The 22,555-nt window shown below is 70.2% G+C and carries 18 protein-coding genes and 1 riboswitch; of the genes, 13 read left to right on the plus strand and 5 right to left on the minus strand.

The features are described from left to right. The 3 genes from ACH65_RS15790 to ACH65_RS15800 all read left to right on the plus strand — a co-directional run. Positions 1-849 (plus strand): YadA family autotransporter adhesin (locus ACH65_RS15790; protein ID WP_202594230.1); only part of this gene is annotated, 849 nt, incomplete at its 5' end. A 46-nt stretch (positions 850-895) separates the two neighbouring features. Continuing rightward, positions 896-2,059: a DUF2827 domain-containing protein gene (locus tag ACH65_RS15795; protein WP_049623583.1), complete on the plus strand. Its 1,164-nt coding sequence runs from the start codon at positions 896-898 to the stop codon at positions 2,057-2,059. After that, positions 2,050-3,198: a DUF2827 domain-containing protein gene (locus tag ACH65_RS15800; RefSeq protein WP_049623584.1), complete on the plus strand. Its 1,149-nt coding sequence runs from the start codon at positions 2,050-2,052 to the stop codon at positions 3,196-3,198. Before ACH65_RS15795 ends, ACH65_RS15800 begins: the two co-directional genes overlap by 10 nt. 541 nt (positions 3,199-3,739) lie before the next feature. Here ACH65_RS15800 and lpxO read toward each other — a convergent pair. Next, complete coding sequence (gene lpxO / locus ACH65_RS15805) at positions 3,740-4,648, minus strand: lipid A hydroxylase LpxO (RefSeq protein ID WP_049623599.1); 909 nt, start codon at positions 4,646-4,648, stop codon at positions 3,740-3,742. Positions 4,649-4,858: 210 nt separating this feature from the next. Here lpxO and ACH65_RS15810 point away from each other — a divergent pair, with 210 nt between their 5' ends. Beyond that, positions 4,859-6,526, plus strand: a complete 1,668-nt coding sequence (locus ACH65_RS15810) for an APC family permease (protein ID WP_049623585.1) — start codon at positions 4,859-4,861, stop codon at positions 6,524-6,526. Between the two features lie 204 nt (positions 6,527-6,730). Here ACH65_RS15810 and ACH65_RS15815 read toward each other — a convergent pair whose 3' ends face one another. Continuing rightward, complete coding sequence (locus ACH65_RS15815; protein WP_049623600.1) at positions 6,731-7,186, minus strand: nucleoside deaminase; 456 nt, start codon at positions 7,184-7,186, stop codon at positions 6,731-6,733. Positions 7,187-7,393: 207 nt separating this feature from the next. Between ACH65_RS15815 and ACH65_RS15820 the strand changes: the two genes are divergently transcribed. Beyond that, positions 7,394-8,032: a YceI family protein gene (locus ACH65_RS15820; protein ID WP_049623586.1), complete on the plus strand. Its 639-nt coding sequence runs from the start codon at positions 7,394-7,396 to the stop codon at positions 8,030-8,032. Positions 8,033-8,174: 142 nt separating this feature from the next. Here the strand turns inward: ACH65_RS15820 and ACH65_RS15825 are convergent, their stop codons facing one another. The 3 genes from ACH65_RS15825 to metX are packed head-to-tail and all read right to left on the minus strand — an operon-like array spanning position 8,175 to position 11,517. Next, on the minus strand, positions 8,175-9,260 hold the full coding sequence (locus ACH65_RS15825) for a homoserine dehydrogenase family protein (protein ID WP_049623587.1): 1,086 nt from the start codon (positions 9,258-9,260) through the stop codon (positions 8,175-8,177). Continuing rightward, entirely contained in the window at positions 9,257-10,447 is a 1,191-nt protein-coding gene (gene metB / locus ACH65_RS15830; protein WP_049623588.1) for a cystathionine gamma-synthase, read from the minus strand. Before metB ends, ACH65_RS15825 begins: the two co-directional genes overlap by 4 nt. 38 nt (positions 10,448-10,485) lie before the next feature. Beyond that, a complete protein-coding gene (gene metX / locus ACH65_RS15835; protein WP_049623589.1) occupies positions 10,486-11,517 on the minus strand; it encodes a homoserine O-succinyltransferase MetX in 1,032 nt (343 codons plus the stop codon). Between the two features lie 82 nt (positions 11,518-11,599). Then, a riboswitch (SAM riboswitch) is annotated at positions 11,600-11,716 on the minus strand. A gap of 204 nt (positions 11,717-11,920) precedes the next feature. On the opposite strand from metX, the gene ACH65_RS15840 reads away from it, so the two are divergent. From ACH65_RS15840 to ACH65_RS15875, 8 genes are all read left to right on the plus strand, one after another. After that, positions 11,921-12,646 (plus strand): 2OG-Fe dioxygenase family protein, encoded by a 726-nt coding sequence (locus ACH65_RS15840; protein ID WP_049623590.1) that lies wholly within the window; start codon positions 11,921-11,923, stop codon positions 12,644-12,646. Between the two features lie 218 nt (positions 12,647-12,864). After that, positions 12,865-13,218 (plus strand): DUF1304 domain-containing protein, encoded by a 354-nt coding sequence (locus ACH65_RS15845; RefSeq protein ID WP_049623591.1) that lies wholly within the window; start codon positions 12,865-12,867, stop codon positions 13,216-13,218. A 28-nt stretch (positions 13,219-13,246) separates the two neighbouring features. Next, on the plus strand, positions 13,247-13,933 hold the full coding sequence (locus tag ACH65_RS15850; RefSeq protein ID WP_049623592.1) for a M24 family metallopeptidase: 687 nt from the start codon (positions 13,247-13,249) through the stop codon (positions 13,931-13,933). 181 nt (positions 13,934-14,114) lie between these two features. Next, positions 14,115-16,256, plus strand: a complete 2,142-nt coding sequence (gene fusA / locus ACH65_RS15855) for an elongation factor G (protein WP_049623593.1) — start codon at positions 14,115-14,117, stop codon at positions 16,254-16,256. Positions 16,257-16,597: 341 nt separating this feature from the next. Further along, positions 16,598-17,869 (plus strand): fatty acid desaturase family protein, encoded by a 1,272-nt coding sequence (locus tag ACH65_RS15860; protein ID WP_237561545.1) that lies wholly within the window; start codon positions 16,598-16,600, stop codon positions 17,867-17,869. A gap of 78 nt (positions 17,870-17,947) precedes the next feature. Next, complete coding sequence (locus ACH65_RS15865; RefSeq protein ID WP_049623595.1) at positions 17,948-19,549, plus strand: peptide chain release factor 3; 1,602 nt, start codon at positions 17,948-17,950, stop codon at positions 19,547-19,549. A gap of 75 nt (positions 19,550-19,624) precedes the next feature. Beyond that, the gene (locus tag ACH65_RS15870; RefSeq protein WP_049623596.1) at positions 19,625-20,566 is read left to right on the plus strand and encodes a CPBP family intramembrane glutamic endopeptidase; all 942 of its coding nucleotides are present in this window, start codon (positions 19,625-19,627) and stop codon (positions 20,564-20,566) included. 60 nt (positions 20,567-20,626) lie between these two features. Further along, positions 20,627-22,555: histidine kinase dimerization/phospho-acceptor domain-containing protein (locus ACH65_RS15875; protein WP_049623597.1), on the plus strand; the 1,929-nt coding region annotated here is incomplete at its 3' end.

Genomic DNA, 22,555 nt, shown 5'->3' on the forward strand with positions numbered 1-22,555 from the left:
ACCGCCACCAGCGGCATCGCTTCGCTGTCCTCGGGGCTCAGCACCACCGACAGCCATGTGGCGACACTGTCGACGGGCCTCAGCGTCACCAACCACAACGTGGCGGCGCTCTCCACCACGGTGGTGCAGATCGCGGCCATGGTGAACGGCCAGAAGGGTGTCTGCACCGTCAGCAACGGCGCCATGCAGTGCTCGGTGGACGGCTACCAGCCCGCCTCGGCCCAGGGCCAGGGGGCGATCGCCACCGGCATCGCGGCCACCGCCGATGGCGCCGGCGCGGTGGCGCAGGGCGAGCATGCGCGCGCGACGGCGGCCGGCGCCGTGGCCATCGGCCAGGGCGCGCAGGCGAACGGCTCGCCCACCGTGGCGGTGGGCAACAACGCCGCCGCCAACGGCCACCGCAGCGTCGCCCTCGGCGCCGACAGCGTGGCCAACGGCGCCAACAGCGTGGCGCTGGGCGCCGGCTCGGTGGCCAGCGCCGACAACACGGTGTCGGTGGGCGCGCCGGGAAACGAGCGGCGCATCACCAACGTCGCGCCGGGCGCCAACTGGACCGACGCGGTGAACGTGGGCCAGTTGAATGGCGTCTCCCGCCGGGTCACGCAGGTGACCCAGGGCGCCTACTCGGGCCTGGCCATGAGCGCGGCGATGCTGGGCATCCCGCCGGTGGACGACGGCAAGCGCTTCAACGTCGGCGCGGGCGTCGGCAGCTACGCCGGTTATTCGGCCATGGCGGTCGGCATGGGCGCGCGCTTCAACGGCGGCACGGTGATGAAGATGGGCGTGAGCACGACCTCGGGCAGCGGCAACCATGTTCTCGTCAGCGTGGGCGTGGGCCACTCGTGGTGATCGTCGCCGTGCCGGCGCCAGCCCCCTGAAGGGAACGTCCCCTGCGATGAAACCTAAAATCCATGTCGGCATCTCCCTTTTCTCCCGTGCCGGCACCCACGCCTGGTCGAGCGGCATCAACCAGAACATCGCCTTCCTGGTGATCCTGCTGAGGCAGATCGAATGGGTCGGCAAGGTCTACCTGCTCAATGGCGGCGACCTGGACGTACTGCCGCCGGACCTTGATTTCGACGCGCTGGACGTGCCCCTGGTCTGGCCGCACGAAGTCACCCACGAGGTGGACCTGGTGATCGAGATGGGCGCGCAGCTGCCGCTCGAATGGCTGCGGCACGTGCGGGCGCTTGGCGCCAGGATCGTGTCGTTCTTCGCCGGCCACGTGTACGCGGACCTCGGCGAATCGACGATCTTCCAGAAGGCGCCCGGGCACCTCTTCAACGGCACGCCCTGGCATGAAATCTGGATCCAGCCGCATCACGCGAAGACCTGCGCGCCCCTGCTCGCCACCGTTTCGCGCGCCCCGGTCCATACCGTCCCGCACCTGTGGTCGCCGTACTTCATCGAACGCAGGGTGCGCGAGGTGGAAGCGCAGGGCATGGCCTTCGGCTACGTTCCCTCGCCAGGCGGGGGCGGGCCCGCGCCGTGGCGCGTGGCGATCTTCGAGCCCAACATCTCGGTGGTAAAAAACTGCTTCACGCCGATGCTGGCCTGCGAGTCGGCCTATCGCCAACGCGGCGTGGCGATCGCGCTGATGATGGTGATGAATACGTTTCACCTCAAAGAGCACCTGACCTTCAACCGCTTCGCGCTCAACCTGAGCCTGACCCGCGACGGCAAGGCGTCCTACGAGCCGCGCCTGGATTTCGTCGAAGGCATGGCGGGGCAGCGCCTGAACGTGGTGGTGTCTCACCAGTGGGAGTGCGGGCTCAACTACCTCTACTACGACGCCTTGTACGGCGGCTATCCGCTGATCCACAACTCCCCTTACCTGGAGGCCGCGAAGATCGGGTTCTACTACCCCGACTTCGACGCCGTGCGCGCGGGCGAGCACCTGGTCGCGCTCCACGGCCGGGAGGAGGGGTACTGGCAGGACTACCGGGAGACGGCGCGGCGCTTCCTGCCGACCGTGAGCCCGGCGGCCGAATCCAACGTGGCCGCCTTCGCGCGCCGCATCGCCGACCTGATGCAGGGAGAGGCCGCGGCATGCCGATGAAACGCGAATGGACGCCGGACCGGACGATGCACGTCGGCGTCACCCTCCACCTGCGCAGCGGCCACCAGTCGATCTGGGAGAACGGCATCTTCCAGAACTGCTATTTCCTGGCGCAGCTGCTGCGCCAGAGCCCCCTCGTCGGCCACGTGGTCATCGTGTGCGGCGGCGAGGGCCGCGTTCCCCACGAGTCGATGATGCTGTCCGACGCCGGCATCGCGTTCATCGGCGTCGAGGAGGCCCACGCCACGCTGGACGTGGTGATCGAAATGAGCGCCCAGCTCGAGGACGACTGGGCCCGCTCGTTCCGCGCCGCGGGCGGGCGCTATGTGTGGATGCGGGTGGGCAACGACTTCGTCATCGACATCGAGCGGGCGATCTTCGGCAAGCCGCACGCGGGGCTGGCGAGCGACAAGCCCTACGATGCGGTGTGGACGATCCCCGAGTACGCCCGCAGCTGCCACGACTACTTCGCCATCATGGCGCGCGCGCCGGTGCGGATCGTGCCCCATCTGTGGACGCCCTACTTCCTCGACCGCAGCATCGCCGCGCTGCCGGCGGACCTGCGCTGGGGCTACCGGGCGGGACGCGCGCGCTGGCGCGTATGCGCGTTCGAGCCCAACGTGTGCATGGTCAAGACCTCGATCGTCCCGATGCTGGCCTGCGAGGAGGCCTACCGGGCGGCCCCCGCCATGTTCGAGGCCGTGCGCCTCTGCAACACGCTGCAGGTGAAGGAACACGCCAAGTTCGTGCACTTCGCCCGCAGCCTGGACATCGTGAGCCACGGCGTGGCGAGCTTCGAGGGGCGCTACCCGCTGGCCGAGTTCATGGCCGCCCATGGCGACTGCGTGGTGTCCCACCATTGGGAGAACGGGCAGAACTACCTGTATTACGAGGCGCTGTACGGCGGCTACCCGCTCGTGCACAACTCCGAGTTCATCCGCCCCTGCGGTTATTTCTATCCGGACTTCGACTGCGCCGAGGGCGGCCGCGTGCTGCGCGAAGCGTTCGGGCGCCACGACCGGGAGCTCGACGCCTACCGCACCCGCGCCCGGCAGTTCCTGGAGACGCTGGACGTGATGCACCCCGCCAACATCAACGCCTACACCCGCGAGCTGCTGCGGCTCTATGAGCGGCTTTGACGTCAGCGGGCCCGCGGAAGGAAGCCCGCCTGGCCGGGCTCAGGGCCGGTGGCTCCCTTCCCTGTCTGCAGGGTCTATTAGCGTTGAATCTCAGCGATGGCCTGTGCACGTGGCAAAGGCTGTCGATGCAGCGACGTGAAACCCCTCTCCCGTCGGGAGAGGGGTTTGGGGTGAGGGTTCGGGCGGAGCGAGGGGCTGTGCTCCGGCCGCACCCTCTATCCGCCTGCCGGCACCTTCTCCCGAGGGGAGAAGGTGCCGGCTTGGGGAAGTGAGGCCATGGCAAGGCGCTCGCAAAGACCCGCTGAGATTCAACGCTAATCAGGTATGCCGGAAAGGGTTGGGGAGTTAGGCCACGCCGATGTCGAGAGTCCGGGCAAGCCGCAGCGCCTGTTCGCGATCGCCTCGCCAAACGGCCTTGAAATCGTGCGGGAGCGCGCCTCGCGCGCGACAAACCCTCGCAGCGTCGCCGCCGTCACGCCCGGTCGCGCGCAAGCGCGCTCCTGCAAGGCCGGCGAGTCGGCGGCAAGATCGTGGTCAGCGCTCAGATCCAGACCACGAACAGCACCACCAGCAGCACCGCCAGGTACTTGAGCGCGTAGTAGGCGCGCTTGTTGCGCTTGCGGAATTCCTTCGAGCGCAGGCGCAGCGCGTAGAAGCGGCCGAACAGGCGGTTGATGCCGCCGGTCTTGTCGCCCTCCCTGTTGGGCGAGGCGCCGGCGGCGAGCAGGCGGCGGGCCACGAAATGGTTGAAGCGCTGCGCCCAGCGGTATTTCAGCGGGCGCTCCACGTCGCAGAACAGGATCACCCGGTCGTGCGCGGTCTGGTTCTTGGCGAAGTGGATGTAGGTCTCGTCGAACATGGTCCACTCGCCGTCGCGCCAGCTGTAGTGCTGGCCGTCGACGTTGATGAAGCAGCCGTCGTCGTTGGGCGTCTCCAGCCCCAGGTGCAGGCGCAGCGAGCCGGCGTAGGGGTCGCGATGGCGGCGCAGATCGCTGCCGGGCGGCAGTTCCGCGAACATCGCCGCCTTGACCGAGGGGATGGCGCGCAGCAGCTCGGTGGTGACCGGGCACAGCTCGGCGGCGGAAGGGTGCGCCTCGTCGTACCACTTGAGGTAGAAGCGCTTCCAGCCGCGGCGGAAGAAGGAGTTGAAGCCGGCATCGTTATAGCCGTCGGCGGCCTTGATCTGCTGCTGCGCGCGCAGCTTCAGCGCCTCCTCGCGGATCTCCCGCCAGCGCGCGCGCAGCGGCTCCAGCTCGGGAAAGTGCCGCTCCGGCACGGCAATGAACGGCGTGGTGGGCACGCGCGAGAAGGCGTACATCAGCACGTTGAGCGGGGCCATGAAAGTGGAATGGTCCAACAACTGGCGGCCGAACTTGTGCCGCACCCTGCCCCGCCGGTGCACGTACAGCACCGAGGCCAGGAACAAGGCGACGATTAACCATTTGACGATCACAACGGGCCTGCTTCGTATCCAAAGCCCCCTCCCGTGCGGCACATTCTCGCATGCCGGCACGGGCCGCGGCCACGCGCAAGGTCTTGCGCGCCGCCGCGCCGCCAGATGACACCGGCCCGGCCGATCTGCGACCATCGGTCGTTTGTCGGGCGTTGCCGCCCTCCACCGCCGGGTCGGGAGCCCGGTGCTTTCCACGGGAGCGCAAGCATGTCCAACGATAGTGCGATCCGCCGCGAAGTCGGCCCTTTCGCCTTGATGCTGACGGGCCTCGGCTCGATCATCGGCTCGGGCTGGCTGTTCGGCGCCTGGCGCGCCGCCGGCCTGGCGGGTCCCGGCGCGGTCTGGGCCTGGGTGATCGGCGCGGCCATCATCCTCACCATCGCGCTGACCTACGCGGAGCTGGGCGCCATGTTCCCCGAGTCCGGCGGCATGGTGCGCTACAGCCACTACTCGCACGGCTCGCTGGTGGGCTTCATCGGCGCGTGGGCCAACTGGATCGCGATCGTCTCGGTGATCCCGGTGGAGGCCGAGGCCTCGGTGCAGTACATGGCCTCGTGGCCGTGGGAGTGGGCGCAGGGCCTCTACATGCACATGCCCGACGGGCATGGCGAGCTCACCGCGCCGGGCATCGCCATCGCCGCGGTGCTGGTGATCGTGTACTTCCTGCTCAACTTCTGGAGCGTGAAGCTGTTCGCGCACTCCAACACGGCCATCACCGTGTTCAAGCTGGTGGTGCCGGCCGCCACCGGCCTCGCGCTGATCGCCAGCGGCTTCCACAGCGAGAACTTCGCGGTGGGCATCCACGGCGACAGCCACTCGATCGACATGGCCGCGGTGCTCACGGCCGTGGCCACCGCCGGCATCGTGTTCAGCTTCAACGGCTTCCAGAGCCCGGTGAACCTGGCCGGCGAGGCGCACAACCCGGGCAAGAGCATCCCCTTCGCGGTGCTCGGCTCGATCCTGCTCGCCACCGTGGTCTACGTGATCCTGCAGGTGGCCTACCTGGGCGCGGTGCCGCCGGCGCTGCTGGCCAAGGCCGGCTGGCACGGCATCGACTTCCGCTCGCCGTTCGCCGAGCTGGCCATCCTGGTCAACCTCAACTGGCTGGCGATGCTGCTCTACGTGGACGCCTTCATCAGCCCCAGCGGCACCGGCATCACCTACACCGCCACCACCGCGCGCATGCTCTACGGCATGGAGCGCAACGGCACCATGCCCAAGCTGCTCGGCCGCGTGCACCCGAAGTGGGGCGTGCCGCGCCCGGCGATGTGGGTCAACCTGGTGGTGTCCTACCTGTTCCTGTTCTTCTTCCGCGGCTGGGGCACGCTGGCAGCGGTGATCTCGGTGGCCACCATCATCTCCTACCTCACCGGCCCGGTGAGCGCGATGACCCTGCGCCGCACCGCGCCGGACCTGCACCGCCCGCTGCGCCTGGCCGGCCTGCCGGTGCTCTCGGCGCTGGCCTTCGTGTTCGCCACGGAGCTCTTGTACTGGGCGCGCTGGCCGCTCACCGGCGAGATCATCCTGCTGATCGTGGTGGCGCTGCCGGTGTACTTCTACTACCAGGCCCGCGCCGGCTGGCACGACTTCGGCCGCCAGCTCAAGGGCGCCTGGTGGATGATCGTCTACCTGCCTGCCATCGCCCTGGTCTCCTGGGCCGGCAGCCCCACCTTCGGCGGCCACGGCTACCTGCCCTACGGCGCCGACCTGGCGGTGGTGGCGGTGGTCGGCGTGGTGTTCTACCTGTGGGGCGTGAGGTCCGGCTGGCGCACGCCGTCGGTGGAGGCCGCGCAGCTGGAGGCCCAGCTGATCGCCCCGAACGCGCCGCTGGTGCCGCCGGACGAGGCGACGGCGGAGCGCATCACAGAGCGGTAAGAGCCCGTTCACCGTCTTGCCGCCAAGGGCGGTTCTGTAGGAGCGCGCCTTGCGCGCGACAAGCCTGCGCAGCGGCGGCGGCATGGCGCCCCGGTCGCGCGCAAGGCGCGCTCCTACCATGAGAAAACGCGCGGCCGAAGCCGCGCGTTCTTATTCCGGCGACGGCGCGCAGTGCACCATGCAGTGAAGTGCGGCCGCGCGGGCTCAATCCTCGCCGATGTCCTCGTTCCACACCTCGCTGTGGCCGGCGATCCAGTCGCCCAGCAGGTGGATGCACGCCTCGCTGGCGAGGTCGACCACCTTGACGCCGTGCTCGCGCAGCCAGTCCAGGCCGCCGGGGAAGTTCACCGACTCGCCCACCACCACGGTGCCGATGTTGAACTGGCGCACCAGCCCGCTGCAGTACCAGCACGGCGCCAGCGTGGTGACCATGATGGTGTCACGGTAGCGGCGCTGGCGGCCGGCCTTGCGGAAGGCGTCGGTTTCGCCGTGCACGGAGGGGTCGCCCTCCTGCACGCGGCGGTTGTGACCGCGGCCGAGCAGCTGGCCGTCGTTGCGGTAGAGCGCCGCGCCGATCGGGATGCCGCCCTCGGCCAGCCCCTGGCGGGCTTCGGCGATGGCGGTGTCGAGCATGGCGCGGTAGTCGGGGGTGGCGATCATCATCGGTTCGTCCTGCCTGTTCGTGCAGCGAGGGTGCCCGCCAATCTGCCGGGCGGCGGCGCGGGTGTCGAGCCTCGGTGGAGAAGCCGCGAACGCGAGCACGGTGTTGTCGAAAGCGCGCCGGCCCGTTCGTCGTGGCTGCATGGACCCGCCGTGGGCATGCGCCCCGCCGTGCTTCCTGGCCTGCCCCACCATCGAGGACCCGCCATGCCCATCGCCGCCCGCCCCGCCTTCCGCCGCCTCGCCCTGGCCGCCCTGCTGTCACTCGCCGGCGGCGCCGCGTCGGCCGCCACGGCGACCTACGACATCGACCCCGACCACACCTACCCCAGCTTCGAGGCGGACCATCTCGGCGGCCTCTCGGTGTGGCGCGGCAAGTTCAACCACACCACCGGCACGGTCACCCTGGACAAGGCCGCCGGCACCGGCACGGTGAAGGTGGTGGTGGACATGCGCAGCGCCGACTTCGGCCAGGAGGCGCTCAACCAGGGCGCCCAGGGCAAGGAACTGTTCGAGTCGGACAAGTACCCCACCGCCACCTACACCGGCCGGCTCGGCGGCTTCGTGGACGGCAAGCCCACCGAGGTGGTCGGCCAGCTCAGTCTGCACGGCGCCACCCATTCGCTGACGCTGAAGATCGACAGCTTCAAGTGCATGCCGCACCCGATGCTCAAGCGCGAAGTGTGCGGCGCGGACGCGCTGGCCACGTTCAAGCGCGACGACTACGGCATGACCGCCGGCAAGGACTACGGCTTCCGGATGGACGTGACGCTGCGCATCCAGGTCGAGGCGATCCAGCAGGCGGCGCCCGGCCACGCCGATCGCGCCAGCGGGTCGACGCGCTAGGCCGCGGCATCGCCCTGCCCGGCTTGCAGGTGAGGATGGGGAAATGGGGAACGCTAGCCTCGCGGCAAGGCTTCACCCCTTCCGGCCCTGCAGGCTAAGGAGAGGAGTTACCCAGCCTCGACAAGGTTTTCGAAGAGGGCCGTCAGCCCAGCGCCAGCACGTCGCCCAGCAGCGCCTGCGCCGTCACCTCCGGCCCCGCGCCCGGCCCCTGGATCACCAGCGGCTGGCTGTTGTAGCGGGTGGTGGTGAGGGCGAACTGGTTGTCGGTGCCGTACAGGCGCGTGGCCGGGTGCGAGGCGGGCACCTCGACCAGCCCCACGCGGGCGTGGCCGCGCTGGTTGAGGCGGGCGAGGAAGCGCAGCGCGCCGCCGCGGGCCTTGGCCTGCGCATGGCGCGCGGCCAGCGGGGCGTCCAGCTCCTCCAGGCGGGCGAGGAAGGTCTCGGTGTCCACCGCGCGCAGCGCCTCGGGCACCAGGCTTTCCACTTCCACCTCTTCCGGGCGCAGCGCGAAGCCGGCGCAGCGGGCGAGGATCAGGAGCTTGCGCGCCACGTCCTCGCCGGAGAGGTCCGCGCGCGGGTCCGGCTCGGTGTAGCCCAGCGCGCGCGCCTCGCGCAGCAGGGCGGAGAACGGGCGGCTGCCGTCGTACTGGTTGAACAGGTAGGACAGCGAGCCGGAGAACACGCCCTCCAGCGTGAGCAGCGCGTCGCCGCACTGGCGCAGGCGGCGCACGGTGGCGATCACCGGCAGGCCCGCGCCCACGGTGGCGGAGTCGCCGTAGGTGCAGCCGCTGGCGAGCGCGAGCTGCAGCGCGCGCCAGTCCGGCAGCGCGCCGCCGGCCAGCGACTTGTTGGCGGTGACCACGTGGTAGCCGCGCGAGAGCCACTCGGCATGGTGCGCGGCCAGCGCGGCCGAGGCGGTGGCGTCCACGATCACCTTGACCGCCGCCCCGCTCTGCGCCAGCGCGCCGAGCAGGGTCTCGTCGTTGCGCGGCTCGCCGTGGGTCTTGAGCTTCTCGCGCAGGGCGCGGTCGGCGAGCTGGGCCGGGTCGAGCTGCTGGCGGCGCGAATTGGCCGCCGCCACCAGCTTCAACGAGGACGCGGCGGGCGTGTTGAGCAGCTTGAGGAAGGCGCCGCCCACCACACCGGTGCCGAGCAGTGCGAGCGCGACGCCGTGCGCGGCAGGCGCCGGCGCGGCGACGGGCGCACAGTCGGCCTCCACCGCGCTCATGCGCTCACCCGGCGTTTGCCCGCGTCGGCCACCGACTCGGCGCGCACCAGGGCGGCGTCGAGGTCGCGCAGCAGGTCGTCGCCGTCCTCGATGCCCACCGAGAGGCGCAGCAGGGTGTCGGCGATGCCGGCGGCGTGGCGCGCCTCCGGGGCCATCGCGGCATGGGTCATGGAGGCCGGGTGGGCGATCAGGCTTTCCACGCCGCCCAACGACTCGGCCAGCGAGAAATAGTCCAGGCCGTTCACGAAGGCCTCGATCTGCGGCACCTCGCCCACCAGCTCGAAGCTGAGCATGGCGCCGAAGCCCTGCTGCTGGCGCGCCGCCAGCGCGTGGCCGGCGTGGTCGGCGAGGCCGGGCCAGTAGACCTTGCGCACGGCCGCGTGGCCGGCCAGGCGCTCGGCGATGCGCGCGGCGTTCTCCTGGTGCTGGCGCAGGCGCACGCCCAGGGTGCGCAGGCCGCGCAGGGTCAGGTAGCTGTCGAACGGCGCGCCGGTGAGGCCGTTGCAGTTGCCCCACCACTTGAGCTGCTCGGCCACCGCCGGGTCACGCGCCACCACGGCGCCGCCCACCACGTCGCTGTGGCCGTTGATGTACTTGGTGGTGGAGTGCACCACCACGTCGGCGCCTAGCGCCAGCGGCTGCTGCAGGGCCGGCGAGAGGAAGGTGTTGTCCACCACCACCAGCGCGCCCACCGCGTGCGCGGCCTGCGCCACGTGGCGGATGTCGGTGATGCGCAGCAGCGGGTTGGAGGGCGTCTCCACCCACACCAGCGCGGGCTTGTCGGCGAGGCCGGCGGCCAGCGCGGCCGGGTCGGTGAGGTCGGCGAAGCTGAGCTTGAAGCGGCCCTTCCTGGCCCAGGCGTCGAGCAGGCGCCAGGTGCCGCCGTAGCAGTCGTGCGCGGCGAGCACGGTGGCGCCGGCCGGCACCAGCTCGAGCGCCAGCGCCACCGCGGCCATGCCGCTGGCGGTCACCACCGCGCCGGCGCCCTGCTCCAGCTCCGCCAGCGCGTTGCCGAGCAGGTCGCGGGTGGGGTTGCCGCTGCGCGAGTAGTCGTAGGGGCGCTTGCCGCCCAGGCCTTCGAAGGCGTAGTTGGTGGACAGGTGCAGCGGCGGCACCACGGCGCCGTGCTGGCTGTCCGATTCGATGCCGGCGCGCACCGCGCGGGTACAGGGGGCCGAGTCGCTCATGGGGTGGAACTCCGTCAATGCTCGAAGGGGGAATGGGTTCAGGCCAGGGCGGCGCGCAGCAGCGGCGCCAGCTTCCGGGTTTCCTTGAGGAAGGCGTCGTGGCCGTAGGGCGAATCGACCACCTCCAGCGTGGCCACACCGCGCAGGCGGCGCTGCAGTTCGCACAGGTCCGCCAGCGGCACCAGGCGATCGGAGGGGAAGCCGATCAGGGTGGCCGGCACGGCCACCTGCTCGGGCGCCACGTCGTGCAGGTCGATGGATTCGGACAAGGCCAGGAAGCGCTCGGCGTCGAAGCGTTCGACGAAGCGCTTGCCGGCGTGGTCGAGGTAGTCCTCCACCGGGAAGCGGAAGCGGCCGTCGCGCAGTTCGGGGGCGTGCTCGAAGCGGCGGGCGAATTCCTCGCTGCCGCGGTAGGTGGTCATGGCCAGCTGGCGGGCGAGCGCCAGCGCCTCGTCCACGTTGCCGCTCTGCTGGCCCAGCCGCACGATCGAGCGCTGCACGCTGCGCTGCGCGGTGGCCAGCGGGTGCGGGCGGTGCGCGCCGGCCAGCAGCACCAGGCGGTCCACCGCCTGCGGGTGGCGCGCGGCGAAGGCCAGCGCCACCATCGCGCCGTAGGAGGAGCCGATGAAGGCGTGCGCGCGGCCGATGCCGAGTTCTTCGAGCAGGGCGGCCAGCGCGTCGGCCTGATCCTCGCTGGACACCGCGCCGACGCCGAGGCTTTCCGGCGCGAGCCAGTCGATCGACAGCACGCGGCAACACTCCAGGTCGATCGCGCGGCCCGCGCCCACCAGCTCCTGCCACCAGCCCGCCGGCTCGCCCTCTTCCAGCGACACCACGTCGCGGCAGGCCGAGATGCCGCCCTGCACGATCACCGTGGGCGCGTCCGGCGCGCCGCACCACAGGTAGCCCACCTCCGCCACCACCGGGCCCGTGCCGTAGCGCGGACGCAGGGCCACGCGCCGGCTGCCGCGCTGCATCGCCATGCCGCCGCGACGGCCGAACGCGCGCGAGCGCAGCGACACCACGGTGGCGGAAGCGGTAGCGGGAAGGGGCAGCGGCTGCGGGGTCATGCTCTGGTCTCCGTTGGCATCGCCCGCGGAGCACCGTGAAAAGGCCGCCATCCTCGCGGCGACGACATCGCGGCGGGAATTGCGCCCATCTCTCGGCAGGCGCCTCGCGCCCTCCGCAGGATTTGGCACCGTGGCGGGAAGGCTCCCGCTGGTTGCCCCGGCATCAAAGGGCCCATCCCTCCGCCGGTCTCGATGAACGGGGCCAACTTTAGGGGGCGTTCGCAGGCATGTCAACAGACGTCTAAACGTCTACACATCCATTTTGACGCGGGGCGCCCGCGCCCGGGGCGCCGGCCCGCATGAAGCCTGCTCCGGGCTTGCCGCGCCCCGCTCCGCCCCTGCCCTAACCGGCCGCGCCGCGGAAGGAGTACCCTTTGTCGATTTCCCCGCCCGCCGTCCATCCATGACCTCCGATCCGCTGCCCGATTCGTCCGTCCTGCACGCCCGGCTGCAGCGCGACGGCTTCGCCTTCGCCGAAGGCGCCGCCATGCGCGAGCTGCTGCGCCCCGGCGCGCTGGCCGATTGGGACGCCTTCGCCGCCAGCTGGAACGAGCTGGCGCCGGACATCTACCTCGCCGCGCTCGGCCGCCACCGCCGCCGGCGCTACGCGGTGTTCTCGGCCGGGGACGGCGAGCTGCGCCGCGCGCCGCACCAGCCGCACTACCAGAGCCTCTCCTACAACCAGCTGCAGGGCGACATCGAGCGCTGGTTCGAGCCGATCCGGCCGGCGGTGGCGGACGGGGCCAGCCTGCGCCGCATCCTCGCCTTCAGCCGCGAGTTCTTCGGCACGCTGTCGCCCCAGGTGCGGCGCTGGCACATCGAGGTGCACCAGTTCCGCATCGAGGCGCGCCCCGACGAGGCCGGCGAGCCCACCCCCGAGGGCGTGCACCGCGACGGCGTGGACTACGTGCTGGTGCTGCTGGTCGACCGCCACAACATCGAGCGCGGCACCACCACCATCCACGCCGCCGACGGCACCGAGCTGGGCAGCTTCACCCTGGCCCGGCCGCTGGACGCGGCCCTGGTGGACGACGCCCGCGTGTTCCACGGCGTGACCGCGGTGACGCCGAAGGATCCGACCCAGCCGGCGCACCGCGACGTGCTGGTGGTGACCCTGCGGGCGGTCTGAGGCCACCACCCTCCCCTGTATGCAGAGGGGGTGAACCCGTGCCTCGAGGCCATCCCCGCCCGCAAGCAGCGGGCGGCAACGCCGACGGCAAGCATTCGAACAGGCACGGGATAAGCGCCCGCGGCACTCGGCGGCGGCCTGCCACGCCCACCTCTTTGCGGTCGCCACGCCGCCTGCAACACTGTCCTGCCGCGCGCCGCGGCCCGACAGGAAACGCCATGTCCCTCGCCGCGAATGCCGTCGTCGTGCTGGTCGCCCTGCTGCACCTGTGGTTCCTGGTGCTGGAGATGTTCCTGTGGAACACGCCCACCGGCCGCCGCGCCTTTGGCCTCGACCCGGCCTTCGCCGCGCAGTCGAAGGTGCTGGCCGCCAACCAAGGCCTCTACAACGGCTTCCTCGCCGCCGGGCTGCTGTGGGGCCTATGGCTGGGCGGGGACGGCCGCCCCGTGAAGCTGTTCTTCCTTGGCTGCGTGCTGGTGGCCGGCCTTTTCGGCGGCTTCACCGCCAGCCGGAAGATCCTGGCGCTCCAGGCCGCGCCGGCGGCGCTGGCGCTGCTGCTCCTGCTAGCCTGAGCGGCCGACCGGAACCCAACGCCTCACCATGACCCAACCCCTGCCCCACCCCCGCGAAGCCGTCGGCCAGCGCTTCGACCCCGCCCTGATGCGGCGCGCCCGCGAGCGCAGCTGGGCCGTGCTGCATGCGATCCGCGAGCGCATGCGGCCGGGCATCGACGAGGCGCAGGCGCGGGCCATGGCGGCGGAGGTGTTCCGCGAGCACGGCGTGGAACGGCTGTGGCATCCGCCGATCGTGCGCATCGGGCCCAACACCACCCGGACCTTCCGCCAGCCGTCCGAGCCCGGCGTGCGGCTGGGCGAGCGGGATATCTACTTCATCGACCTCGGCCTGGTGTTCGACGGCCACGAGGGCGACGTGGGCGACACCTTCGCCGTGGGCGAGGCGCCGGAGCGGCAGGCCTGCGCCGAGGCCGCCCGCGCGCTGTTCGACCAGGTGGCCGCGGCCTGGCGCACGCAGGGCCTGAGCGGCCAGGCGCTGTACGCCTACGCCGGCGAGCGCGCGGCGGCGTTGGGCTGGCGGCTCAACCACGCGATCAAGGGCCACCGCGTGGGCGACTTCCCGCACGCCGTGCACAAGGCCGGCGACCTCGGCACCCTGGCGAGCCGGCCCTCGGACGGGCTGTGGATCCTGGAGATCCAGATCGCCCACCCGACCGAAGCCTTCGGGGCCTTCCACGAGGACTTGCTGGCCGGCCCCGCCGCCCCCATCTGAGACGCTGCGGCCGGCGCGATCGCGCCCGTCCAGCCACCGCTCACGGCCCGATCGGGCCCGCCCAAGGCCACCGGCGAACCGCATAGGAATGCGGCCTGCGCCGGAAAAGCGCGCCTTTGGGCCCGTTCTGCCTTAAACTTGCGCGTTTATCCACACCCGCGCCTCCCGGAATCCAAAGACCATGGCCCGACAGAAGCCCCTCTCGCTCTACCGCAACATCGGCATCATCGCCCACATCGACGCCGGCAAGACCACCACGACCGAGCGCGTGCTGTACTACACCGGCAAGAAGCACCAGATCGTCGACGTGCACGACACGAAGGACGGCAAGGGCTCCACCACCACCGACTACCTGGAGCAGGAGCGCAAGCGCGGCATCACCATCCAGTCGGCGGCCGTGTCGACCGCGTGGAAGGGCTACCAGATCAACGTGATCGACACCCCCGGGCACGTGGACTTCACCATCGAGGTGAACCGCTCGCTGCGCGTGCTGGACGGCGCCGTGGTGGTGTTCGACGGCGTGGCCGGCGTGGAGCCGCAGACCGAGACCAACTGGCGCCTGGCCGACCAGTACAACGTGCCGCGCATGTGCTACGTCAACAAGATGGACCGCATCGGCGCCAACTTTAAGCACTGCGTGGACGGCATCCGCAACCGCCTGGGCGCCAACGCGGTGCTGTGCCAGGTGCCGCTGGGCAGCCACGACGATTTCATCGGCATGGCCGACCTGATCGCAGGCGTGGGCTACATCTGGCAGGGCGACGACAAGGACAGCAAGTGGGAGACCATCCCGCTCGACCAGATCGCCGACCACCCGAAGGTGAAGGCCTTCGGCTCCGCCGCCGACAAGCAGTGGGTGGCCGACCTGGCCGCGCTGCGCGAGGCCAGCGTCGAGAGCGCCGTGGAAGCGGACGACGACGCGATGGAAGCCTACCTGTCCACCGGTGAGGTGCCCTCGCTGGAGACGCTCAAGAAGTGCATCCGCAAGGGCTGCGTGGCCGGCACCATCGTGCCCGTGTTCTGCGGCTCCTCCTACCGCAACAAGGGCGTGCAGCAGCTGCTGGACGGCGTGATCGACTACATGCCCTACCCGGGCGAGAACGGCGGCATCTCCGTGGTGGACGAGGACGGCAACGTGCTCGGCGAGCAGGAAGTGACCGACGACGCCCCGGCCCGCGCGCTGGCCTTCAAGGTGATCAACGACCAGTTCGGCACGCTCACCTTCACCCGCGTGTACTCGGGCGTGATCAAGAAGGGCGACACCCTGCTCAACGTCACCCGCGGCAAGAAGGAGCGCATTGGCCGCATCGTGGAAGTGCAGGCCAACGCCACCAAGGAAATCGACGAGGTCCGCGCCGGCGACATCTGCGCCTTCGTCTCGCTGAAGGAAACCGAGACCGGCGACTCGCTCTCCGATCCGGCCCATCCGGTGCTGCTGGAACGCATGCGCTTCCCCGACCCGGTGATCAGCGTGGCGGTGGAGCCCAAGAGCCGCAACGACGTCGACAAGATGTCCACCGCGCTCTACAAGATGGTCAAGGCCGACCCGTCGCTGCGCCTGGAGGTGGACAAGGAAACCGGGCAGACCGTGCTCAAGGGCATGGGCGAGCTGCACCTGGAGATCACCATCGACCGCATGCGCTCGGAGCTGGGCGTGGACGCCAACATGGGCAAGCCCAAGGTCAGCTTCCGCGAGGCCTTCGGCGGCCCGGTCGAGCACACCTACACCCACAAGAAGCAGTCCGGCGGTTCGGGCCAGTTCGCCGAAGTGAAGATCGTCTTCGAGCCGGGCGAGCCGGGTTCGGGCGTGGTGTTCTCCGACGAGATCGTCGGCGGCCGCGTACCGCGCGAGTACATCCCGGCGGTAGAGCACGCGATCAAGACCGAGTCCAACCAAGGCCAGATCGCCGGCTACGAGGTGGTGGACTTCAAGGCGCGCCTGATCGACGGCAAGTACCACGACGTCGACTCCTCCGCGCTGGCCTTCGAAATCGCCGCCCGCGCCTGCTTCCGCGAAGCGCAGCGGATGTCCAAGCCCAAGCTGCTGGAACCGGTGATGAGCCTGGAAGTGGTCACCGAGGCCGACTACCTGGGCGACGTCATCGGCGACATCAACCGCCGTCGCGGCTCGGTCAGCGACCAGGGCCAGAAGGGCCCGCAGGCCTTCGTGCAGGGCTTCGTGCCGCTGGCGGAGATGTTCGGCTACATCAACTTCCTGCGCTCGGCCACCAGCGGCCGCGGCAACTTCACGATGATCTTCGATCACTACGAGGAAGTGCCGACCAACCTGGTCGACAAGCTGATGGAGAAGGAAGCGAAGTAATTCGCCTCCCTTTCGCGCCGGCTTCGGCCCGGCTCGAAACGAAAGGACCCGGGGAGCGATCCCCGGGTCTTTTTTTGCGCGACGCCTGGCGGCGCGCACAGGCTGGCAACGACGACCGTTGCGGTGTACCCGTGATGGATTCATCGCACCGCGCCGTCCGGGCAGGGTCACCGGGTCGATCTCGATCAAGGGCCGCCCTCCGCCACGCATCGCGTTGTTCGAGACGCGCATGGCCACGATGCGGCCGCGACTTCCGGCACCACGCCGGCGCCACGGGCAAACAGGCGGGCGGGGTCCGCGACCGGCGGTCAAGCATCCGTGCCAGCTACAGGCCGGGCAGGATGGCGGCGGCGATCGCCAGCGGGGGCGATCGGCCGCGTCGGGCATCACCACCCAACAAGTTCTTACCGCGCATTGACTACCATGCATGCATTCTCGCCTGGATCCATGACATGCCGCAGTCACCACCGCAAACGGCGGATGTCACGCGCTCCCCGTCCACCGGGGCGGTCGCCGACCGGCTGAAATTCAATGGCGACAACACCTTCCAGCGCGAATTGCGCCGGCGGGTCGAGGCGCATTTCAAGCGCAACGGGCACGGCCAGCGCGACAGCGGACAGATGTACCTGAAGACGGCGATCATCCTGGCCGTCTTCGCCATCGCCTATGTGTTGCTGGTGTTCGTCGCGACGACGTGGTGGCAGGGGCTGCCGCTCAGCATCGTGCTCGGCGTCGCGATGGCGCAGATCGGTTTCAACATCCAGCACGATGCCGGCCACCAGGCCTACTCGGAGCGGCGGCGGGTCAACCGGTGGATGGCGATGACGCTGGACCTGGTCGGCGGCAGCTCGTACATCTGGCAGCGCAAGCACGCGCACCTCCACCACACCTACGTCAACATCGACGGCCACGACGGCGACATCCACCTCGGCGCCCTGGCGCGGTTCTCGCCGGCGCAGAAACGCCACTGGCATCATCGCTGGCAGCACCTCTACCTGTGGGTGCTGTACGGCTTCACCGCGGTGAGCTGGCATCTGCACGACGACTTCCGCGACATCGCCACCGCCACCATCGGCAAGCAGCGCTTCCCGCGCCCGCGCGGCAAGGATCTGGCGGTTTTCGTGTTGGGCAAGCTGGTCTTCTTCGGCCTCGCCTTCGGTTTGCCGCTGGCTTTTCATCCGCTCGGCACGGTCGTGCTGTTCTACGCGGTGACCGCCATGGTCGCCGGCCTGCTGCTGGCCCTGGTGTTCCAGCTGGCGCATGCGGTGGAAGAAGCGGCGTTTCCGTCGCCTGACGAATCGGGACGCATGGACACGCCCTGGGCGATCCACCAGCTCCAGACCACGGTGAATTTCGCGCGCGACAACCGGGTGATCACCTGGCTGGTCGGCGGCCTGAACTTCCAGGTCGAGCACCATCTGTTTCCGCGCATCTGCCACGTCCACTACCCGGCCATCGCGCGCGTGGTCGAGGCGACCTGCCGCGAATATGGCGTGCCCTATCACGCGAACCGCTCGTTCAGCGCCGGCATCGCCTCGCATTACCGCTGGCTGCGGCGGATGGGGCGGCCGGACGCCGTGCCGGCGCCGCTGAAGCCGGCACCGCAAACCTGACGACCTGGGTGCGCCGGTCGGGCCGATGCGCCGTTCCACGCTATCATTGACGGCTGGCCTTCCTGTCGATCCGCCCGCATGTCCTCCCATCTCGCCGAAACCCACCGCCGCCGCACCTTCGCCATCGTCAGCCACCCTGACGCGGGCAAGACCACGCTGACCGAGAAGTTGCTGCTGTTCGGCGGCGCGATCCAGATGGCCGGTTCGGTGAAGGGCCGCAAGGCGGCGCGGCATGCCACCTCGGACTGGATGGCGCTGGAGAAGGAGCGCGGCATCTCGGTGACCTCCTCGGTGATGCAGTTCCCCTACGAGGGCAAGATCGTCAACCTGCTGGACACGCCCGGCCACGCGGACTTCTCCGAGGACACCTACCGCGTGCTCACCGCGGTGGACTCGGCGCTGATGGTGATCGACTGCGCCAAGGGCGTGGAGGAGCGCACCATCAAGCTGATGGAGGTGTGCCGCCTGCGCGACACGCCGATCATGACCTTCATCAACAAGCTCGACCGCGAGGGCCGCTCGCCGATCGAGCTGCTGGACGAGGTGGAGTCGGTGCTGGGCATCGCCTGCGCGCCGCTCACCTGGCCCATCGGCATGGGCAAGCGCCTGAAGGGCGTGTACCACCTGGCGCTGGACGAGGTGCACCTCTTCGAGCCGGGCAAGAACTTCACCCGCCAGGACTCCACCATCTTCAAGGGCCTGGACGCGCCGGGGCTGGAGGCCGCCCTCGGCGCGCCGGCGCTGGCCGAGCTGCGCGAGGAGCTGGAACTGGTGCAGGGCGCCTCGCACCCGTTCGACCTCGACGAATACCTCGCCGGCCGCCTCACGCCCGTGTTCTTCGGCTCGGCGGTGAACAACTTCGGCGTGCAGCTCTTGCTGGACTTCTTCGTCGAGCACGCGCCCTCGCCGCGCGCCCGCGGCACGCTCACCCGCGAGGTGGAGCCGGAGGAAGAAAAGCTCACCGGCTTCGTGTTCAAGATCCAGGCCAACATGGACCCGGCGCACCGTGACCGCGTGGCCTTCATGCGCGTGTGCTCGGGCACCTACGCGGCCGGCATGAAGATGGTGCAGACGCGCACCGGCAAGGACGTGCGCATCGCCAACGCGCTCACCTTCATGGCCAGCGACCGCGAGATCGTGGAGCACGCCTACCCGGGCGACGTGATCGGCCTGCACAACCACGGCACCATCTCCATCGGCGACACCTTCACCGAGGGCGAGGCGATCAGCTTCACCGGCATCCCCAACTTCGCGCCGGAGCTGTTCCGCCGCGCGCGCCTGCGCGACCCGCTGAAGATGAAGGCGCTGCAGAAGGGCCTGGCGCAGCTCTCCGAGGAGGGTGCCACGCAGTTCTTCCGCCCGCTGATGAGCAACGACCTGATCCTGGGCGCGGTGGGCGTGCTGCAGTTCGACGTGGTGGCCTACCGGCTCAAGGACGAGTACGGCGTGGATTCGGCGTTCGAGAACGTGGGCGTGGCCACCGCGCGCTGGGTGCACTGCGAGGACGAGAAGAAGCTGGAGGAATTCCGCGAGAAGAACGCGATGAACCTCGCGCTGGATGCGGCCGGCGAGCTGGTGTATCTCGCGCCCTCGCGGGTCAATCTGCAGCTGGCGCAGGAGCGCTGGCCGCAGGTGCGCTTCTCGGCCACGCGGGAGCATGCGACGGCGGTGGAGGTCTGAGGGAGCCGGTACGAATGACCCGTGCCGGCGACGCCCTGCCCTGCTAGCGTGCCACCACCACTTCGGAGCGCGCCCATGGACCGCCACGCCCTCGCCTTCCTCACCCCCACCGATGCGCCGCGTTGGAAGCGCTGGCTGGTGTATTCGCCGCTCGCGCGCATCGTGATCTTCGCCGTGCTGCTGGCGCTGGCGAGCACCCTCGCCAGCCTTGTGCTACGCGACCTGGGCTGGCTCGCCAAGGGCACCACGCCATTGCAGCGCGGACTGGCCGAGTTTCTCGCGCGGGCCGCCCCGGCGCTGGCCGCCTACCTGCTGCTGGTGCGCTGGGTTGAGCGGCGGCGACCGTCCGAACTATCGCTACGCGCGCTGGCGCCGTATGGCCTGGCCGGCCTGGCCGCCGGCACCGTGCTGTTCAGCGCCATCGTGGGCGCGCTGTGGCTGGCCGGCAGCTACCACGTGGTCGGCACCAACCCGCATGCCAACTGGCTGCCCGCGCTGCTGATGGTGGGGCTGGGCGCGGGCATCGGCGAGGAGATCATCTGCCGCGGCGTGCTGTTCCGCATCGTGGAGGAAGGCCTGGGCACCTGGGTCGCCCTGGGCGTCTCGGCGCTGTTCTTCGGCGGCGCGCACCTCGCCAACCCGGGCGCCACGCTGTGGAGCTCGGCGGCGATCGCGATCGAGGCCGGCATCCTGTTCGGCCTGCTCTACCACGTCACCCGCTCGCTGTGGCTCTGCATGGGGCTGCATACGGCGTGGAACTTCATGCAGGGCACGGTGTACGGCATTCCGGTCTCGGGCACCCGCGCGGACGGCTGGCTGGTCTCCACCCGCAGCGGGCCGGACTGGCTGAGCGGGGGCGTGTTCGGCGCGGAGGCCTCGGTGGTGGCGCTGGGGCTGTGCCTGCTGGTGTCGGCAGGGCTGCTGGCGCAGGCGCTGCGGCGGCGCCTGCCGGTGCCGCCGCTGCCACGGCGGGCGCTGGCGGCCGCACCGCTACCGCCGAGCCTGCCTGACCGATAATCTGGGCGGCGCCTCCGGCACGGCGGGAGGCATGGCATCGGCTCGCAGCGGTGAAAGACCATGATCCTCGACGGAACGGCGGCGGCGCCGCGGCGGCAACACTCCTGGCTGGCCGACCAGCCCCTGCAGCGGAAGATCCTGCTGGCGATCGGCCTGCTGCTCGGGCTGTTCCTGTTCGGCAGCCTGGTGATGCAGTACTCACTCGGCCAGCAGGAAAGCACCCGCCACTGGGCCAACCACACCTACAGCGTGCTGCTCGAACTGAACCGCCTGCAGCGCAACGCGCAGACCGCCCAGGTCGCCGCGCGCGGCTACGCGCTGCGCGTGAACGCGGACGTGAGCACGGACAGCATCGCCGCCCTCCACCAGGCCGACCACGAGTTCGACAACAGCTTCGCCAAGCTGCGCCACCTGGTCGCCGACAGCCCGCTGGAGCAGAGCCGCCTCGATCGCATCCAGACCCTGGCCAGCCAATGGCAGCGGCAGCTCCAGAGCATGCTGATCGAGCCGGTGCAGCGCCTGGACGGCGACGAGAGCCCGCAGGCGCTGCTCGCGATCAAGCACATCGTCGGCGATTACGTCGCCCGCCGCACGGTGCGCGCGGAGGACATCACCACCGCGGTCGACCAGATGGCCGCCACCGAGCGCGACCTGCTCACCCAGCGCAACGAGCAGCTCGACCGCACGCTGGCCACCACGCGGCTGGTCAGCGCGGCGTTCGGCGTGGCCGGCATGCTGCTCGGCCTGCTGGTGATCGTGCTCACCTTCCGCCTGGTCACCCGCCCGCTGCGGCGCATCACCGACCAGATGACCCGGCTGGCCGCGCACGACCACCAGATCCAGATCCGCAACCTCGAACGCCAGGACGAGATCGGCGAGATCGCCCGCGCGCTGCAGGTGTTCAGACAGATGGCGGTGGAAACGCATCACCAGTCCTGGCTCAAGAGCAGCATCTCCGACATTTCGCACCGCCTGCAGGAAGCCACCAGCCACCACGACTTCGCCGCCGCCCTCACCGGCGAGCTGATGCCGCTGCTCGGCGCCGGCGTGGGCGTGCTGTACGGCTACGACGAGGCGAGCCAGCGGCTGGACCTGCTCGGCAGCTACGGCCTGCGCCTGGGCAGCCACCCGCGCGAGCGCTACGTGCCCGGCCAGGGGCTGGTCGGCCAGTGCGCGCTGGCGCGCCAGCCGGTCGAGCTGTCGCCGGTGCCGGAGGAATACGTGCACATCGAATCGGGCAGCGGCCAGGCGCTGCCCCGCCAGCTCACCCTGCTGCCGCTGCTGCTGCGCGATCGCCTGCTCGGCGTGCTGGAGCTGGCCGGCTTCGGGCCGCTGGCGCCGGCGCACCGGCAGCTGCTGGACGAGCTGCTGCCGCTGGTCGCGCTCACGCTGGAGAACCTCAACCGCACGGTGAACACGCAGACCCTGCTGGAGCAGTCGCGCGAGCAGGCCGAGGATCTGCGCCTGTCCAGCGTCACCCTGCGCCAGCAGCAGGAGGCGCTGCGCCTGGCCAACGACGAGCTGCAGGCGAAGACGCTGGAGCTGCAGGAGCAGTCGCAGCGCCTGCTCGCCTCCGAGGAGGAGCTGCGCGTGCAGGCGGACGAGCTGCAGGCCTCCAACGAAGAGCTGCGCGCCACCAGCGAGACGCTGCAGGAACAGAAGCTGACCCTGGAGGCGCTGCAGCGCGAGACGGCGGAGAAGGCGCAGGAGCTGGCCCGCGCCAGCCGCTACAAGAGCGAGTTCCTCGCCAACATGTCGCACGAGCTGCGCACGCCGCTCAACAGCCTGCTGATCCTCTCGCGCAACCTGGCCGAGAACCGCGAGGGCAACCTCGACGCCGAGCAGGTCGAGTCGGCGCAGATCATCCACGACGCCGGCAGCAGCCTGCTCCGGCTGATCAACGACATCCTCGACCTGTCCAAGATCGAGGCCGGCAAGATGGAGCTGGCCCTGGTCGACTACCCGCTGGCCGACCTCGCGCACAGCCTG

Source organism: Frateuria defendens (genome assembly GCF_001182895.1).
Taxonomy (GTDB): Bacteria; Pseudomonadota; Gammaproteobacteria; order Xanthomonadales; family Rhodanobacteraceae; genus Frateuria_B; species Frateuria_B defendens.

Bases quoted from the DNA above. Each gene is read 5' to 3' on its own strand.
- ACH65_RS15870 (WP_049623596.1), top strand. From the start codon at position 19,625: ATGGACCGCCACGCCCTCGCCTTCCTCACCCCCACCGATGCGCCGCGT.
- ACH65_RS15795 (WP_049623583.1), top strand. From the start codon at position 896: ATGAAACCTAAAATCCATGTCGGCATCTCCCTTTTCTCCCGTGCCGGC.
- ACH65_RS15810 (WP_049623585.1), top strand. From the start codon at position 4,859: ATGTCCAACGATAGTGCGATCCGCCGCGAAGTCGGCCCTTTCGCCTTG.
- ACH65_RS15815 (WP_049623600.1), bottom strand. From the start codon at position 7,186: ATGATCGCCACCCCCGACTACCGCGCCATGCTCGACACCGCCATCGCC.
- ACH65_RS15800 (WP_049623584.1), top strand. From the start codon at position 2,050: ATGCCGATGAAACGCGAATGGACGCCGGACCGGACGATGCACGTCGGC.
- ACH65_RS15860 (WP_237561545.1), top strand. From the start codon at position 16,598: ATGGCGGCGGCGATCGCCAGCGGGGGCGATCGGCCGCGTCGGGCATCA.
- ACH65_RS15865 (WP_049623595.1), top strand. From the start codon at position 17,948: ATGTCCTCCCATCTCGCCGAAACCCACCGCCGCCGCACCTTCGCCATC.
- ACH65_RS15840 (WP_049623590.1), top strand. From the start codon at position 11,921: ATGACCTCCGATCCGCTGCCCGATTCGTCCGTCCTGCACGCCCGGCTG.
- metX (WP_049623589.1), bottom strand. From the start codon at position 11,517: ATGACCCCGCAGCCGCTGCCCCTTCCCGCTACCGCTTCCGCCACCGTG.
- ACH65_RS15845 (WP_049623591.1), top strand. From the start codon at position 12,865: ATGTCCCTCGCCGCGAATGCCGTCGTCGTGCTGGTCGCCCTGCTGCAC.
- ACH65_RS15850 (WP_049623592.1), top strand. From the start codon at position 13,247: ATGACCCAACCCCTGCCCCACCCCCGCGAAGCCGTCGGCCAGCGCTTC.
- metB (WP_049623588.1), bottom strand. From the start codon at position 10,447: ATGAGCGACTCGGCCCCCTGTACCCGCGCGGTGCGCGCCGGCATCGAA.
- fusA (WP_049623593.1), top strand. From the start codon at position 14,115: ATGGCCCGACAGAAGCCCCTCTCGCTCTACCGCAACATCGGCATCATC.
- ACH65_RS15825 (WP_049623587.1), bottom strand. From the start codon at position 9,260: ATGAGCGCGGTGGAGGCCGACTGTGCGCCCGTCGCCGCGCCGGCGCCT.
- ACH65_RS15820 (WP_049623586.1), top strand. From the start codon at position 7,394: ATGCCCATCGCCGCCCGCCCCGCCTTCCGCCGCCTCGCCCTGGCCGCC.